The 16,509-nt window shown below is 72.2% G+C and carries 12 protein-coding genes; 5 read left to right on the forward strand and 7 right to left on the reverse strand.

The genetic code is table 11. The features are described from left to right. Positions 1 to 22 precede the first annotated feature (22 nt). Positions 23 to 1,297, forward strand: coding sequence for a nucleotide disphospho-sugar-binding domain-containing protein (locus Val02_RS25355; protein ID WP_203901697.1), 1,275 nt, complete (start codon positions 23 to 25; stop codon positions 1,295 to 1,297). Positions 1,298 to 1,362: 65 nt separating this feature from the next. On the opposite strand, the gene Val02_RS25360 is transcribed toward Val02_RS25355, so the two are convergent. After that, positions 1,363 to 1,959, reverse strand: coding sequence for a hypothetical protein (locus Val02_RS25360; protein WP_203901698.1), 597 nt, complete (start codon positions 1,957 to 1,959; stop codon positions 1,363 to 1,365). A gap of 168 nt (positions 1,960 to 2,127) precedes the next feature. Between Val02_RS25360 and Val02_RS25365 the strand changes: the two genes are divergently transcribed. After that, complete coding sequence (locus tag Val02_RS25365) at positions 2,128 to 3,102, forward strand: GNAT family N-acetyltransferase (RefSeq protein WP_203901699.1); 975 nt, start codon at positions 2,128 to 2,130, stop codon at positions 3,100 to 3,102. A gap of 13 nt (positions 3,103 to 3,115) precedes the next feature. Here Val02_RS25365 and Val02_RS25370 read toward each other — a convergent pair whose 3' ends face one another. Further along, entirely contained in the window at positions 3,116 to 4,540 is a 1,425-nt protein-coding gene (locus Val02_RS25370; RefSeq protein WP_203901700.1) for an RICIN domain-containing protein, read from the reverse strand. A 102-nt stretch (positions 4,541 to 4,642) separates the two neighbouring features. Between Val02_RS25370 and Val02_RS25375 the strand changes: the two genes are divergently transcribed. Next, the gene (locus Val02_RS25375; protein ID WP_203901701.1) at positions 4,643 to 6,055 is read left to right on the forward strand and encodes an alpha/beta hydrolase; all 1,413 of its coding nucleotides are present in this window, start codon (positions 4,643 to 4,645) and stop codon (positions 6,053 to 6,055) included. Positions 6,056 to 6,076: 21 nt separating this feature from the next. Here Val02_RS25375 and Val02_RS25380 read toward each other — a convergent pair whose 3' ends face one another. Both Val02_RS25380 and Val02_RS25385 read right to left on the reverse strand, forming a co-directional pair. Further along, positions 6,077 to 6,883 carry an alpha/beta hydrolase gene (locus tag Val02_RS25380; protein WP_203901702.1) on the reverse strand — a complete coding sequence of 269 codons (807 nt, stop codon included), beginning with the start codon at positions 6,881 to 6,883 and terminating at the stop codon, positions 6,077 to 6,079. A 10-nt stretch (positions 6,884 to 6,893) separates the two neighbouring features. Beyond that, positions 6,894 to 7,046: a hypothetical protein gene (locus Val02_RS25385; RefSeq protein ID WP_203901757.1), complete on the reverse strand. Its 153-nt coding sequence runs from the start codon at positions 7,044 to 7,046 to the stop codon at positions 6,894 to 6,896. A gap of 87 nt (positions 7,047 to 7,133) precedes the next feature. Here Val02_RS25385 and Val02_RS25390 point away from each other — a divergent pair, with 87 nt between their 5' ends. Then, positions 7,134 to 9,398 (forward strand): catalase, encoded by a 2,265-nt coding sequence (locus Val02_RS25390; protein WP_203901703.1) that lies wholly within the window; start codon positions 7,134 to 7,136, stop codon positions 9,396 to 9,398. A 7-nt stretch (positions 9,399 to 9,405) separates the two neighbouring features. Here the strand turns inward: Val02_RS25390 and Val02_RS25395 are convergent, their stop codons facing one another. Together Val02_RS25395 and Val02_RS25400 are read right to left on the reverse strand one after the other, a co-directional pair. Then, positions 9,406 to 11,658: a putative bifunctional diguanylate cyclase/phosphodiesterase gene (locus Val02_RS25395; RefSeq protein ID WP_239153322.1), complete on the reverse strand. Its 2,253-nt coding sequence runs from the start codon at positions 11,656 to 11,658 to the stop codon at positions 9,406 to 9,408. A 149-nt stretch (positions 11,659 to 11,807) separates the two neighbouring features. Further along, the gene (locus Val02_RS25400; protein WP_203901704.1) at positions 11,808 to 13,817 is read right to left on the reverse strand and encodes a M12 family metallopeptidase; all 2,010 of its coding nucleotides are present in this window, start codon (positions 13,815 to 13,817) and stop codon (positions 11,808 to 11,810) included. Between the two features lie 166 nt (positions 13,818 to 13,983). Between Val02_RS25400 and Val02_RS25405 the strand changes: the two genes are divergently transcribed. Continuing rightward, entirely contained in the window at positions 13,984 to 14,454 is a 471-nt protein-coding gene (locus Val02_RS25405) for a DUF1877 family protein (RefSeq protein WP_203901705.1), read from the forward strand. Positions 14,455 to 14,472: 18 nt separating this feature from the next. Here the strand turns inward: Val02_RS25405 and Val02_RS25410 are convergent, their stop codons facing one another. Then, a complete protein-coding gene (locus Val02_RS25410; protein WP_203901706.1) occupies positions 14,473 to 16,494 on the reverse strand; it encodes an AAA family ATPase in 2,022 nt (673 codons plus the stop codon). Between the last annotated feature and the right edge of the window lie 15 nt (positions 16,495 to 16,509).

Here is a 16,509-nt window from a genome sequence, read left to right on the forward strand (position 1 = left end):
ACCACCTACGGTCGCTCACATCATGGCGAACATCATCGTGGCGGCACCGCCCATCACCGGCGAGGTCATGCCGCTACTGCACCTGGCCCGACAGCTCTCCGACCGGGGTCACCGGATCGCCTTCCTGACCGGCAGTCGCTTTCGCGGCCCGGTGCGCGACGCCGGCCTGGAGCACGTGGCGTTGACCGGCAGGGCCGACTACGACCTGGCGGAACTCATCGCCGCACGGGACACGGCCGGTCTGCCGTCGGGCGCGGCGCGGCGCAACTTCAACTGGATCGAGCTGTTCGTCGAACCGATGCCGGACCAGTATCGGGCGCTTCAACGGCTGCTCGAGGAGGATCCGCAGCGGTGTCTGATCGCCAACACGATGTTCCTCGGCGCGATGCCCGCCGCCGTGGGCGCACCGGGACGCCGTCCGCGGCGCTGGGTCGCGGTCAGCGCCGTCCCGCTGATTCTCAGCAGTGACGACACCACGTATTTCGGGCCGGTGAAGGTCGGCCCCGGTGCGGACCAGAGAGCCGCCAACCGTGCCGCGAACGCCGCGCACGCGGCCGATCTCGGCCCGACGCAGCAACGCCTGAACGCGCTGCTGTCCACGCTGGGCGCCACGGCCCGCAGCGCGCGCATCGGGGACGAGATCGTCACGCTCGCCGACGCGACGGCGGTGCTCAGCGTTCCGGGGTTCGAGTTCGCCCGTTCGGACCTGCCGGGCAATGTGCACCTCGTCGGTGTGGTGCCCGCTCAGGAACCCGACGGCTGGCGGCCTCCCGCGTGGTGGGCAGAGTTGGACGGCAGCCGTCCCGTCGTGGTCGTGACCCAGGGGACGGTCGCCAACCAGGATCTGTCCCAGTTGGTGGAGCCGACGCTTCGGTCCCTTTCCGGTCGGGAGCTGACCGTGGTCGCGGCGTTGGGGCAGGACCCGTCGGCACTGACCATCCCGGTGCCGGCGAACGCGCGGGTGGAGCGGTTCATCCCGTTCAGCGCGCTGCTGCCGAAGGCCGACGTGCTGATCACCAACGGTGGCGCGGGAGGCACCCATCAGGCGCTCGCCGCCGGCGTGCCGGTGATCATGGCCGGTACCAGCGAGGACAAGCCGGCCAACGCGGCACGGGTCGCTCATCACCGGCTCGGCATCGACCTGGCGACCGCCACGCCGTCGCCGGAGGCCGTCGGGAACGCCGTCACGCAGGTACTCGCCGACGCGGACATCCGGGAGAACGTGCGCCGTCTGGCGAAGGTGTACACCGAGTACGACGCGGTGGAGCGCATCGAGCGCCTGACCGTCGGCCGTTGAGCCATCGCCCGCAGGTGTGGATCCGCACGTGAGGGTTTCCTCGGCGGTGCGCGCCCACCGCCGGTTCAGCGGGGCATCGCCTCCTGGTAACGGCGTTTCAGCGCCTCGACCCGTTCCGGACCGCTGAACCCCTTGAACGCCCGCTCCTGATACTCGGCGGGCAGTTCGGCGCGCACCCGTTCGCGGAAGTCCTCGCCGCCGGTGATCGCCCGCACCGCGAACGGCGCACCGTCGACGACGATCGGCCCGACCAGCTTCGGCGCCACGTCGAACGGATAGCCGTCCTTGGTGAACGCGCAGGCGTGGTAGCCGTAGGCGCGGGTCACCTCGTCGACGCTGCCGGCCGTGGCGGGCTCGACCCCGTAGACCTCGGCGACGCACACCAGCCCACCCGAACGGCCGCCCAGGTCGTGCCCGTGGTCGGTGTGCTGCTGCGGGGTGGCCTTCTCCAGTTCGGTGACGACGCGCGCGGCGAGCTGGTCGGTCAGGCTGCCCGTGGCAAGAGGTGCGGCCGGCTCGCCGTCGGGCCGGCCGATGAGGGCGTACAGGCCGGCGAGCACCAGCACCGCGGCCGTCACCGCGGCACCGATCGCGAGCCGGCCCCGCGCGGCGGTTCGCGGCGGCGGACCCGGCGGGGCGGGGGTGTCGAGGGCGGCAGACATGTCAGCCAGTCTGCACACCATCCAGGCATATCGATAGCGATCGCGCCGCGGATCCACGGCGAACGGCGCATACGGCCGCCGCGGCGTGAAATGTTTCCGCCACGCGGAGCCGATCACCGGTCCCGGAAATGGGAGGACAGGCCTCGCCGGGCTCCATAGGGTGCGGTCGTGACCGCCGAATCGCCGGACCTCATCTGGCGTCCGCTGGCCGTGTCCGACGGCGCGGCGATGGCCGACCTGCTGAACGCGATCGACGCGGAGGACCACGTCTGGGGGCAGTACACCGCCCAGGACGCGGCCGAGGAGCTGGACTCACCGGTCGACGACCTCCCGACGTCCACGCTGGCGGTCTTCGACGGCGCGACGATGCTCGGCTTCTCGGCGGTCCACTACAAGCCCAACGCCGAGATCGTGCACCGGGTGCACGCGGCCGGCGCCGTCCGCCCGACCCATCGTCGCCGGGGACTCGGGACGAAGCTCATGCGGCACGGGCTGGCGACCGCCCGGGCGCTGCACGCCCTGCATCACCCCACCCTCCGACTGGTCGTCGAATCCGTCTACGGCGAGCATGTGCACGGGGCCGTCGCCCTGTACCGCGCGGCGGGGATGACGGCGACGACGTGGAGCCGGCACATGAGGCATCCGCTCGGCACCGCCGTTCCCGACGTCCCGGTCCCCGACGGCCTGCGGATCGAGGGCTACACGGCCGGGACCGACGAGGAGTTCCGCGCGGTCCGCAACGAGGCCGTCCGGGACATCCCGGGCAGGTCGCAGCTCAGCGCCGAGGAGTGGAAGGTCTGGGCCGTCAACGCGAACTTCCGGCCCGAGACGAGCTTCCTGCTGCGCGACGTCGAGACCGGCACCGCGGCCGGGGTCGTCCTGGTCGTCTCGTGGGAGGCCGACACCGTGGCGACCGGCATCCGTGACGCGTACTTCAGGGTCATCGCCACGCGGCCCGCGTACGAGGGGCGCGGCGTGACCGAAGCCCTGATCTCACACACGCTCAAAACCGCGCGGGACCAGGGCTACGGACGGGCCAGCCTCAGGGTCGACGCCGACGGTTCGAGCAAGGAGTTCGGCGTCTACGACAAAGCCGGGTTCGTCACCCACGACACCCAGGTCCACTACCGCATCGAACTCTGACGAGGACCCGCCGCTACGCGACGGCCCGCCGGGTGAACTGCTGGTTCGCGCCGCTGCCGCAGCTCCACTGCAAGCCGCCCGCCCCGTCGGCGGTGGAGGCGTCGGCGATGTCGAGACACTTGCCGCTGTGCCGCGCGACCAGCCGCACGTAGCCGCCGCCCGCGTCGCGGAACTGCCACTGCTGGTTGGTTCCGCCGCCGCAGGTGTACTGCAGGACGGTGGCGCCGTCGGCGGTGGAGTTGCCGCTGACGTCGAGGCACTTGCCGCTGTGCCGCGCCACCAGCCGCACGTAGCCGTTGCCGAGATCCTGCACGGTGAAGCGCTGGTTCGTGCCGGTGCCGCAGGTGTACTGCAGGGTGCGGGCGCTGTCGGCGGTGGAGCCGGAGGTGACGTCGAGGCACTTGCCGCTGTGCCGGGCGACGAGGTTCTCCGCCGGGCCGGCAGTGGACTGCACGACGCCGGTGGCGGTGTCGATGCTCACCTGCGGCGTCCAGCTCAGCGACAGGGACGTGTTCGAGGGGAACGTCAACGGCAGCCACACGTATTGCGAGTCGTTCACGGCGCCGTTCCACGCACCGGCCCAGCGGTCGCCGAGATAGAGGTACGAGGTCGTCGAGGTGCCCTGCACGGGCAGCACATAGGCGGCCTGCGAACCGTACGCGGTGTTGTCGCCGGCGTTCTGCAGCGCGCTCCAGGTGCCGGCCACCGAGGAGGCCGTCGCGTACTTCTGCTGGTTCGGGGCCCAGCCCGTGGCGCCGGAGGTGAGCAGGAAGTACACGCCATTGCGCTTGAACATCGCCGGCGCCTCGCGCCACGAACCCTGCCAGAGCCGGTGCAGCAGGGTGTGCACGCCGAGGTAGTCGTCGGTGAGGCGGTACACGTGCAGGTCGGCGTTCTCGTTCGCGGCGCTGATCATGTAAGCGGCGCCGTCGTCGTCGCGGAACAGCGTGATGTCGCGGGACATGTGCCCGAGCGGGCGGAAGCTGCCCCGGTACGTGTAGTTGCCGTCCACTGTGGACGATGTCGCCACGGCGGCCCGCGCTTCGCCGTAGTCGCGGCCGTTCTCCTTGTGCATCCACATGACGAACTGGCCCGTGGCGCTGTTGTAGATCACCTTGGGGCGTTCGATGTTGGCGACCGCGAGTTCGCTGTGCGACTGCTGGGTCAGCACGTTGTTGCGGAACTCCCACGTGCGCAGGTCCGTCGAGCGGTACACCGACACGTACCGGAACGTGCTGTCGGCGTTGCGGTTCTCGCCGAACCAGTAGTAGTACGCGCCGACCTTGATGACGCCGCCGCCGTGGGCGTGCACCACGTTGCCGGACGTGTCGCGGAACTGCCCGCCGTTCGGCACGGTGACCGTGGCCGCGTGGGCCGGGGCGACCGCGCACAGGGCTGCGACGAGAGCGACGACGACGACAAGCACGGCACGCCTCATGGCCGCGCACGGTAGCCCGACCGCGGCCGACACTTCAATACCTGTCGATGCGTGCGCCGCTCGGAACGGGTCGGTCGCTGAAATGTTCTACGCTCGGCAGCCGTGACGCACTCCGCGGCCACCGGACAGAACCGCATCCGCCGCACCGCGCGACGCGACGCCACCCTTGTCGCACTGCTGCTGATCCTGGCCGGCGCGTTCGGGCTGGCGCGCGCCGGGGACGGGCTGCGCTCGACGTCCGCCACGGTCGACGGCATCCCGCTGGAGGTGGTGCGGGCAGCGGACACCCCGGGAAAGAAACCCGCCGTCGTCGTCGCGCACGGCTATGCCGGTTCCGGGCAGCTGATGCGGCCGTTCGCGGACACGCTCGCGCGGCGCGGGTACGTGGTCGTCCTGCCGGATCTCGCCGGGCACGCCGGCAACACGAAGCGGCTGAGCGGCGTCGAGGCGTTCGACCGGGATCTGATCGACGTGGTCCGCTACACGCGCGGCCGCGCGGACGTCGACCCCGACCGGGTCGCGCTGCTCGGCCACTCCCTCGGCGCGAGCGCCGTCACCCGCGTCGGCGCCGCCGACCAGGGCATCGCCGCCACCGTGGCCATCTCGATGGGCGACGACGGCGCCGCCCGGCAGCGCCCCGGGCCGAGGAAGCTGCTGCTGCTCATGGGCGCGTTCGAGCCGGGGCTGCGGGGCGTCGCCGAGCGGGCCGACGCCGGGCGGGTGGTGCCGGTGCCGTTCACGGAGCATGTGAGTGTGCTCTACGCCGACCGGACGCACCACGAGGCGGCGCGCTGGCTCGACGACGCGCTCGGGCACACCGCGGCGAAGCCGGTGATCGAGGCGAAGCGACGGGTCGCGGCCGGCGGGACGGTGCTCGCCGGCGCGGTGCTGCTGATGCTCGTGGGCGTCTCGCTGCTGCGGCCGTCCGCGCGGCCCGCCGACGCGCTCCTGCCGCGCCGCCTGCCGTGGCTGCTGGCCGCGCCCCTGGCCGGGATCGTCGGTGGGGTGCTCTGCTCGCGCCTGTTGCCGTCCGGGGTCACCGGCTATCTGATCGGCTACACGGCGTTCGCGGGCCTCGTGCTCGCCGCGATCCGTCGTCCTCTTCTCGGTGGAACGGCTTCGGGTGCCGGCCTCGCCGTCGTGAGCGGCGCCGCCGTGGTGCTCCCGGTGCACGCGGGCCTCACGTCGATGACACCGCACGGGGCGCACGTCTGGCTGGTCGCTCTTCTCTTCCTCGCGGTGGCGTTCCTGCTGAGCGGGGTGCACGCGGTCGTTCCGCCGCCCTGGGGCGGGGCCGTGCTCGCGGCAGTGTGCCTGCCGTTGCCGGTGGCGGCCGTCGTGGGGCTGGCGCCCGGGTTCCTGCTGATCGTGACGCCGTTGATCGCGATCCTGTGCGCCGTGCACCTGGCGAGTGCCGCCGTCGCGTGGCGCACCGGGATCGGCGTGCGGCACACCGTTCTGGCGGGTGCGCTCGCCGTCGCCTGGCCGGTCGCGGCGGCCCTCCCCCTCACCTGAACCGGCACCCGCCCGCCCCGCTCAGCGGCCCTCCGCTCCCCCGGCGACCCGCAGCACCGCGTCGACGACCGCCGGCCCGGCACCGAGCACGGCGTCGTTGTGGTCCGCGCCCTCGACGGCCACCGCGTCCAGCAGATGCGGCGCCGCGCCGGCGACCGCCCGGCTCTGCGCCGGCGGCACCACGGTGTCGGCCGTCCCGTACACCACCACGGTCGGCACCCGCACCCGCCCGATCAGCTCCACCACCGGGAACCGGTCCCGCAGCAGCGCCCCCACCGGCAGGTACGGATGGTGCACCCGCCCGACCGCCGCCAACGACCGGAACGGCGAACGCAGCACCAGCCCGCGCGGCGGCGCCGCGGCACGGTCGGCGGCCAGCCGGGTGGCGACCGCCGCGCCGAGGCTCTCCCCGAAGAGCACGATGCGCTCCGGGGCGAACCCGCCCGGCCCGGTCAGGTACTCCCACGCCGCGACCGCGTCCCGGGTGAGGCCCTCCTCCGAGGGGCTGCCCGGGTTGCCGCCGTAGCCGCGGTAGTCCACCAGCAGGACGGTGTGCCCGGCGGCGGCCAGCGCCCGGCCCAGCGGCAGCCGGTCGCCCCGGTCGCCGGCGTTGCCGTGCGTCACGAGCACGGCCGTGTCGGACGTCCCCGGCACGAGCCACGCCCCCAGCCGCAGCCCGTCGGACGTGTCGAGAACGACCTCCCGCACGCCCGCCGCGACGGCCGGCGCCTGCGCGGACGGGAAGTAGACGAGCCGCCGCTGGAACGACCAGAGCAGCGCCACGGGCACGACGAGGACGACCAGCACGACGACGAGCGCGCGCAGCACCGTCGCGCCCCTACGACTCGGCCGGTGCGACCCAGTAGATCTGCTTGTGCCCACGGGCCTCCATCTCGGCGGCCAGGGCCTCGGCGGCGGCGCGGTCGTCGAAGCGGCGCACCTCGAACCGGTTGCCGTTGTCGTCCTGCCGCCACACGATCCACGCCGACATGTGCGGAAGTTTATCGGTGTTTGCCCGGTCCTCCGCCGGGTAGCCGCCACGGGTCCGTTGCACCGTCGCTCTCGGAGGAACGATCACATGAGTTCCAGCAAGCCCGCCAAGAAGATCAAGGAAGCGGTGGAGGCAGCCGCCGGGAAGGTGGCGGACGCGTTGAGCCCGGACGTTCCCGGCGCGCCCTCGAGCGTTCCCCCGAGCCTGGAGGAACCCACGACGCCCCGCGAGCCGCTGCCCCCGAAGAAGGAGCACGGCGCGCCCGACACCCGCACGCCGACCGGCGCGGAGACCGGCGCGCCGAAGGAGAGCAAGGGGCAGCAGGGCGCCTACCTGACCACCTCGCAGGGCGCGCGGCTGCGCGACACCGACCACTCGCTGAAGGCCGGCCCGCGCGGGCCGATCCTCATGCAGGACCACCACTTCCGCGAGAAGATCACCCACTTCGACCACGAACGCATCCCGGAGCGCGTGGTGCACGCCCGCGGCGCGGGGGCGCACGGCGTCTTCACCGGCTACGGCACCGCCACGAACCTGTGCCGCGCCGGCTTCCTCGCCAAGGGCAAGGAGACCGACGTCTTCGTGCGCTTCTCCACGGTGCTCGGCTCGCGCGGCTCGGCCGACACCGTGCGGGACACCCGCGGCTTCGCGACGAAGTTCTACACCGACGAGGGCACCTTCGACCTGGTCGGCAACAACATCCCGGTCTTCTTCATCCAGGACGCCATCAAGTTCCCGGACATCATCCACGCCGCGAAATGGCACCCGGACAAGGAGATCCCGCAGGCGCAGAGCGCGCACGACACGTTCTGGGACTTCGTCTCGCTGCACACCGAGGCGCAGCACCACACCATGTGGAACATGTCCGACCGGGGCATCCCGCGCTCCTACCGGACGATGGAGGGCTTCGGGGTGCACACGTTCCGGCTGGTCAACGCCGCCGGCGAGACGGTGCTGGCGAAGTTCCACTGGAAGCCGAAGCTCGGCGTGCACTCGCTGACCTGGGAGGAGGCGCAGCTGCTGGGCGGGATCGACCCGGACTTCCACCGCCGCGACCTCTACGACGCCATCGAGGCGGGCGCGTTCCCGGAGTGGGAGCTGGGGATCCAGGTCTTCCCGGACACCGACGACGAGACGTTCGCCGGGATCGACCTGTTGGACTCCACCAAGATCGTTCCGGAGGAACTGGCGGAGGTGCAGCCGATCGGCAAACTGGTGCTGAACCGGACGCCGCGCAACTTCCACGCCGAGGTGGAGCAGGTGGCGTTCCACCTGGGCAACCTGCCGCCCGGCATCGACGTGACCAACGACCCGCTGTTGCAGGGCCGGCTCTTCTCCTACCTGGACACGCAGCTCACGCGGCTCGCCGGCCCGAACTTCTCGCAGATCCCGATCAACCGGCCGCACGCGCCGGTCAACGACATGCTGCGCGACGGGTTCCACCAGCACGCGGTGCACGCCGGGGTCGCCCCGTACCGCCCGAACTCCCTCGACGGCGGCAATCCCTTCCCCGCCGGCGACAAGGAGAACGCGTTCCTGGACGTGCCGGTGCGCGTCGCCGAGGCGCCGAAGGTGCGGGCCAACCCGATCTCCTACGCCGACCACTACAGCCAGGTGCGCCTGTTCTGGCTGAGCATGTCGCCGGTGGAGAAGGAACACATCGTGCGCGCGTACACGTTCGAGCTCGGCAAGTGCTACGAGCAGGCGATCAAGGAACGCCAGCTGCGCTGCCTCGCCAACATCGACCCGCTGCTGTGCGAACAGGTCGCGACCGGCCTGGGCCTGCCGGTGCCCGAGCCGACCGAGGAGTTCGCCGACGTGACGCCGAGCCCGGCGCTGTCCCAGGTGGGCAAGAAGTGGCCGGGCGACGGCCGCATGGTGGGCATCGTCATCGACCCGGACGGCGACCTCGAGGGCATCCCGCTGGTGCGCGAGGCGATCTTCGCGGGCGGGATGGTGCCGCTGCTCATCGGCCCGCACGGCGGCATGGTGAACGGCCTGCCGGTGCAGCGCACGTTCCTGACCGCGCGCTCGGTCGAGTTCGACGCCCTGCTGCTGGCCGGTGCGCCGGCCCCGGCCCCGGACGCACTGCCGTCCCGCGACGCGAAGGCCGCGGCGGTGGCGACCGTCGTCACGGACCCGCGGGTCGCGCTGCTCGTCGAGGAGTGCTGGCGGCACTCGAAGGTGATCGGCGGCTGGGGCGTCGGCGCCAGCCTGCTGCACGACGCCGGGGTCGCCGATACGCCGGGCGTCGTCACCGGCGGCTCCGCCACGGAGGTGTTCACCCAGGTCAAGGAACTGATGTCGCTGCACCGCGTGTGGGAACGCTTCCCGAGCATCATGCCCGCGTAGGGGGCGGTCAGGCTCGGGTGAGAGCAGCACCGAAGTCCGGCTCGGCCACCGGTTTGCCGAAGTGGTACCCCTGCGCGAACCGGTAGCCGAGCCGGTGCAGTTCCGCCGCCTGGTCGGCCGTCTCCACGCCCTCGGCGACGGCCGTCAGGCCCAGCCCGTTGCTCACCTGGATCAGGGCCGTCGCGATGACCGCGTGCCGCCCCGCCTGCGTCACCCGGTCCACGAACGACTTGTCGACCTTGATGATGTCGACCGGCACCGTCTGCAGCAGCCCCAGCGACGAGTGGCCGGTGCCGAAGTCGTCGAGCGCCACCCGGACCCCCAGTTCGTGCAGCGCCTTGACGGTGCGCAGCGCCTGCCCGCCGTCGAACACGGCCGTCTCGGTCACCTCCACGATGAGGTCGCGCGCCGAGAGGCCGGTCCACGCCAGCACCTCCGCCACCACGCCGGCGAACGTCGGCTCGGCCAGCTGGCGCACGGAGACGTTCACGCTCATGCGCTCCGGAGCCGTCGCGCCGAACGCCCGCCGCCACGTCACCGCCTGGGCGCACGCCGTTCGCAGGACCCAGGCGCCCAGCTCCACGACCAGCCCGGTCTCCTCCGCCACCGGGATGAACTCCGCCGGGCTGATCGCGCCGCGCTCGGGATGGGTCCAGCGCAGCAGCGCCTCGACCGACACGACGCGGCCCTCCGGCAGCGACACGATCGGCTGGTAGGCCAGGCTCAGCTGGCCGGCCTCCAGGGCGGTGCGCAGCTCCGCGGCCAGCCGCGCCTGTTCGCCGGCCCGGGTGTCCAGGTCCGGCGTGTAGGCGCGGTGCCGCCCGCCCCTCTCCTTCGCGGCGTACATCGCCACGTCGGCGCGGCGCAGCAGTTCGTAGGCGTCGCCGACCCCCCGGCCGTCGGCCGTGCCGACGCTGGCGCCGACCAGGAGTTCGTGGCCCTGCACCCGGATCGGCTCGACGAGGGCGGCGGAGATGCGTTCGACGACGCCGAACATCACCGACGGGGAGCGCTCCTCCAGCAGGATCGCGAACTCGTCGCCGCCCATGCGGGCCACCACGTCGCCGTCGCGCAGGGCGCCCCGGAGGCGTTCGGCCACGACCGTCAGCAGGCGGTCGCCGACGGCGTGCCCGTGGCGGTCGTTGACCTCCTTGAAGCCGTTGAGGTCCAGCAGGGCGACCTGGGTGGCATCGCCGGCGACGGATGCGCTCAGGCGGCGTTCGAAGTCGCGACGGTTGGGCAGGCCGGTCAGCTCGTCGCGCATCGCCAACTCCTCGAGCTGGCCCGCCTGGCGCTGCACCTCGGTCACGAATCCGGACATGCGGGTCAGCACGAGCAGGAACAGCAGCACCGCGCCGACGCCGATGGGCAGCCAGCTGGTGGTGCCGTTCGTCGCGCCCTGCACGAACAGCAGCGCCGGCACCAGCAGCGTGCAGCCCGCCAGCACGGCCAGCCGGCGGTGGCCCAGCGGCACCTCGGCACCCGTCGCGGGACCCGCCTCGCCGGCCGAACGGTGCAGCGCCGCGGCGCCGTATCCGACGTTCGACAGGATGAAACCGATCATCACGAAGCCCTCCCACTGGGGCTCGTAAGCGATGATCGCCTGGAACGACACGTCGGCGGCGAGGGTCGCGACGACGGCGACGGTGACCCAGCGCAGGCTCGGCGTCGGACGCCCGGCCCGGGTCAGCAGCCGCGCCACGACGGCCAGCAGGAAGAGATCGCACACCGGGTAGGCCGAGCCGACCAGCCGCTCCGGCAGCGGGATGCTCGCGTCGGCGGCCAGCGGCCCGATCACGAACACCCACCACACCAGCCCCAGGCCGGAGGCGACGATCGCCGCGTCCAACATGCCGGCGAGGTCGCGGCGCAGCCACCGGCGGGCCAGCAGCAGCACGCCGCTCACCGTCAGCACGGTGCCGGTCAGGTAGAACGCGTCCGCCACCGACGGGAACGGCTCCAGCCCGAGCACCTGCCGCATCACCTCGTAGGTGATGTCGCCGAGCGTGCGGAACGACAGCCCGGCGAGCAGGACGAGCCAGCCGGTGCGCTCCGGCGGCCGGTTGCGGCGCATCCCGAGGACGATCACGCCCAGCGCGGTGAGGTCGAAGAGGCTGTAGGCCACGGCGCCCAGCGGCGTGCCGTCGCCGAGGAGCGGATAGGCGACGCAGAAGAGCAGGCCCGCCGCCGTCCAACCGGCGACCGGCCGATCGACCTGGTTGATCCGCACGCTGTCGTGATCGACCGGGGGCCGCGTCACCTAAGCGTCCGCACTCGGGCGTTACCGGACGGCACCGGGCGCCGCGAACGGGAGGACACGCGTGTCGGGCGGCCCGTTGGCGCGGGCCGCCCGACACAGTCTCTGTCCGGCACTCAGTCTCTGGCCGGTACTCAGTCTCTGTCCGGTACTCAGTTGAGGGCGTACGCGCCGACCTCTTCGGCACCGTCGCGCACGGCGCCGACGTCGGTCACGCCCTTGCCGTCCGTCACGCCCTTGCCGTCGGTGACGCCCTTGCCGTGCTGAGAGAGCGCCGCACCGGGCAGGACCGCGCCACCCACGCCGGCGCCGCCGGCCACCGGGAGTTCGCTCGCCGGGGCGGCGCCCGGGTGCAGCCCGCCGAGGCCGCCCGCTCCGTCGGTCCCGGCCGTCCCGGGCGCCGCGTCCGCCGGGGCGAAGCCGCCGAGGCCGCCGAGGCCCGCGCTGTCGGCGTCGCGGCGCGCCGTCGCGTAGGCCGCCGCGCCGGCGAGCGCCGGTGTCGCCGTGGGGGTCCCGGCCGGCTCGCCGAAGATGCCGCCCATGCCCCGCCCGTCGTCCTCCGGCGCCGCGGTCACCGTCGCCGGGGCGCCGGCCGTGTCCAGGGTGTCGGCGACCGCCGCGCCGGTGAACTCGTAGTCGACCAGGCGCAGCCCCTGCGCGCCGAGCTGTTCCCACTTCGCCCGCAGGCTCTCCCAGGGGACGTTCGCCCAGAGGTAGTGGCCGTCGGTGCCGGGCAGGAAGACCCCGGTGTAGCGGTCGGTGCCGGCCTCCTGGTGGACGTTCACGTCGGTGAGGCGCAGGCCCTGGGCGGCCCACTCCTGCCACTTGGCCTTGAAGCTGTCCCAGGAGGCGTTCGCCCAGAGGCCGTAGCCGCCGGTGCCGGGCAGCCACACGCCGGACCAGCGGGTCTGGCCGCCGACGTGCTGCGCGTTGACGTCGACCAGCCGCAGGCCCTGGGCCGCCCACTCCTGCCACTTGGCCCTGAAGCTGTCCCAGGAGGCGTTCACCCACAGGCCGTAGCCGCCGGTGCCGGGCAGCCACACGCCGGAGAAGCGGTAGTCGTTGCCGACCCGCAGCACGTGCAGGTCTGCCAGGCGCAGCCCCTGCTGGGCCCACTCCTGCCACTTGGCCTTGAAGCTGTCCCAGGAGGCGTTCACCCACAGGGCGTGGCCGCCGGTGCCCTCCTGGAAGACACCGGAGTAGCGCTGCTCGTTGCCGACCGTGCGCACGTTGATGTCGATGAGGCGCAGGTTCTGCGCGGACCACTCCTGCCACTTGGCGTGGAAGCTCTCCCAGGAGGCGTTCACCCACAGGGCGTGGCGTCCGTTGCCGGAGCGCCAGACGCCGGTGTGGCCACGCCCGGTGAAGCGGGAGTACATCTCGGCGATCGTGATCCGGTCGGTCGCGGACATGCCGTTGCGCTGACCGATGGTCACTCCCTTTTGGGTGGGAACGATGGTCGGCTGGCCGTTCTTCGAGAACGCCGTACCCGGGTAGTGCATGATCGAGCCGTAGTCGTAGTCCACGTAATCCCGGTACCCGTCGGTGAACCGGTCGAAGTTGGACTCGAAGCCCTCCTGGATGTTCGCGTAGTTGATGGTGACGAACGTGTCCCGGTCGCCGCGGCTCTGCTCGTGCAGCACTCCGAGCGCGTGCATGCACTCGTGCACGATGGTGCCCATCGGCGCCCCGTCGGAGATCCGGATCAGTTGTTCGCCGCCGCGCATGCCGATCGCCGAGGAGCTCCACGACTCGGCGTTGCGCACGAAGCGCACGTAGTTGGCGTGGTTCGTGCGCGCCACGAACCGGATGCCGGTATTGGCGTGCAGGTGTGCGATCGCCTGCGTGATGCGCTCGGCGTTGGGCAGGCCGGCGTCGACGGTGAACGGCACAATGCCGTTCGACCAGAGGAACGACGAGTCCGGCGGAAGGCCGACGCCTTTGAGCTGGAGGTCGGGACCGGCGTCCTTGGTGCCACCCGCGGCGCGGATCCGCTCGGCGCGGGCGGCGACCTCGGCGGCCGGGCCCATGTCGATGCATCCGTCGTAGATGGCGACCCCGTCCACGACGCTGTACCGCACCGGAACATCCGTGAAGCCCGGCCCCGAGAGGTAGCCGGTGCGGACGTCGGTGCTCGCCGTGAACTCGTTGTTCTCAGGCATGGTGAAGCTCCTTGCGAAAATTTTCTGGGCGGAGACCGGCAGGGCCGGCGTGAGTAGCTCCGGGTAATCATGCAGTAACAATCCGTGAGCGGAACGGTTGCGTCAAGATCCTGTCACCGCCCCTGATCGCAGGACGCACGCCGCGGCGGGCCGTACCATCCGCCGCGTGGGAACCTGGACCTGGCTCGCTCGGATCGCCGCCGACGACATGGCGCGGCTTCTCGCCGACCCGCTGCCGGCCGCCCGCACCTCCGACGCGCTCGCCGGGGTGCATCCGCACGTGCGACCCGTCGCCGGGATGGACACGCACCGCGCCTGGCACGCCTTGCACATCGCGCTGACCGGGCTCGAGGAGGGCGGCGACCCGCCCGCGTCGCACGTCGTCGGCGACGGTGCTATCCGGCTCGACGACGAGGGCCTCAACGTCCTGATGCCGGACGACGTCCGCGCGGTGGCGCAATACCTGGCGACCGTCGCGTTCGAGGAACTACGCGCCGCGCGCCACGAGCGGATGCGCGCCGACGCGTACTCCTTCGACGTGGTGGAGGAGGCGTTGCCGCGCATCTTCGCGGAGTTGGTGCGCTTCTACGCGGACGCGGCCGCGGCCGGCGACGCGGTGGTGAAGTCGCGAGCCTGAGACGACGCGCAAACCTCGTCAACCGAGGCTGGACAGTTCCTTGCGCCAGAGCAGCTCGACCACCTGCGCCGTGCCGCGACTCACCTGCCGCCGGTAGGTGACCAGCGGGGTGTCGAGCCGATCGGCGCCGGCCTCCTGGGTGAGCCCCTCGAGATACGTCGTCACCAGCGCCCGGTGCACCTTCGCCTCCCGGGGATCGCCGCCCAGCGTGTCGATGGCGTCGGTGAGCAGGCGGGCGAGCACCTCGGCCGGCGAGCGGCGCGCGTCGCAGCGGTCGAGCACCATGCGGGTCCGCAGGAGGCGCCCGCCCAGGTGGGTATGTGTACGGCGCAGCCCACGCAGCGCGGCCCGCACCTCCGCATCGAACTCGGACCGCGACAGCACGTCCACCGTCGGCGTGGCGGCGTCCTCGGCCGCGGGGCGGCCGAAGTACGTCCAGGTCGCGACCTTTCGCAGCCACTGGCGCTTAGGCATGGCCCGCCAGTCGTGGGCGTACACGTTGAAGCTTCTCGCCCCGATCCGCGGCCTGGTCGGCATTTTTCGGTGGCTCAACAATTCCATGGTCATCGCGACCGCGTCGTCCGTGGTGACGAAGAAGCTCCACGACAGACGGGGTGAGTGGAGGTACGCCTCGGTCATCCGTACGCGCATCAAATGGGTGATCTGGAACGGCAGGCGGCGGGCGGTCGGGACGAGCAGGCGGGCCACCAGAATCTGTTCCCCCGGACGGCTCGGGGCACGGCCGGCGTGCTCGAAGGCCGCCGCCACCACGGGATCGGCCGCAGCGGCCCCGGCATCGTTCTCCTCGAGCCACAGGAACAGCGAGAAGCCGCGCACGGCGCCGTCGCTCACCCGGCGATACACCTCGAAGCCGGTCGGGTCGCGCTGCATCCAGAAGTCGAGGATCGCCACCGACTCCTCGTTGTGCACCTCGGCGAGAATTCGGCGCATGGCGGGCACGTCCTCATCTCGGACCGGCCCGGCGTGGTATCCCTCGGCATCGTCGGGCACGCCGATGTCCGGCAGGATCTCCCCCTCCCGGACAAGGTGGTAGACCGCGCGGGCCGCGGACCGCAGCGCCCGGCCGCTGGCGGCCTGGATCCGCTCGAGCTGGTGGTCGATGAGCCGGTCCCGGGTGGCCAGGTAGCCATCGGGGTCACGCCAGCGCAGGTCCGCGTCGAGCACACCGCGCACCACGTCATGCGGGAACAGCCCGTCGCCCGAACTCTCGACGAACGGTTGCGCGTGCAGCCACGCGAAGGTCTCGGCGGCCGCCGACCCGACGAACACGCGCAGGAGATCCTCCGTCGTGCGCCACGCATGCGCACAGACCTCCAGCGCCCGCTGGTGCCGCGCCGAAGGCACATCGCCGATCAGCTGGCGGAGCAGTGCGGTCACGACGTCGACGGTCGAGGCGACCCCGGAACGGTGGCCGAGCGCCTCACCCGGCACCGTAGCGGCGAGGCTCAGAGCGAACGGATGCCCGCCGGCGAATCGCAGCACCGCCTCCTGGTGCTCCTCGGGCACACCGCGCCGGCGCAGCAGGTCGGTGGCGTCCGGGCGGGCCAGCTCGCCCAGGGCCGCAATGCGCAGCAACCCGACCCACGCCTCGTCCGCGGCCCACAGCGGATCGCAGGGATGCCGACCGGCGATCACCACGACGGCTCCGGCCGGCAACTGCGGCAGGAAGTGTTCCCGCAGCCAACCTTCGAGGTTCCGGCACCGCTCGAACGTGTCGACCAGAAGCACGGGCGCGTCCGCCGTCACGGCCGCGGCGGCCTCCTCCTCGAACTCCGCCACCGAGCCGGTGATCCGCCCGCAGTCGACCTCGATCACGCTCCGGCCGGCCGCCGACGCCGTTGCGGCGAACTGGCGCAGCAGCGTGGACTTGCCCACGCCGCCGACGCCGTGCAGGAACAGCACGGTGTAGGCGCCCGGTTCACCGGCCAGCGCGGCACGGAAGCCGGCGAGTTCGCGGTCCCGACCGACGAACGTGCGTCTCCCGACCGCACGGACCTGCGGTCCCCGGAACGCCTGCAAAGTGCTCTCCTCTCG

Source organism: Virgisporangium aliadipatigenens (genome assembly GCF_016863615.1).
Taxonomy (GTDB): domain Bacteria; phylum Actinomycetota; class Actinomycetes; order Mycobacteriales; family Micromonosporaceae; genus Virgisporangium; species Virgisporangium aliadipatigenens.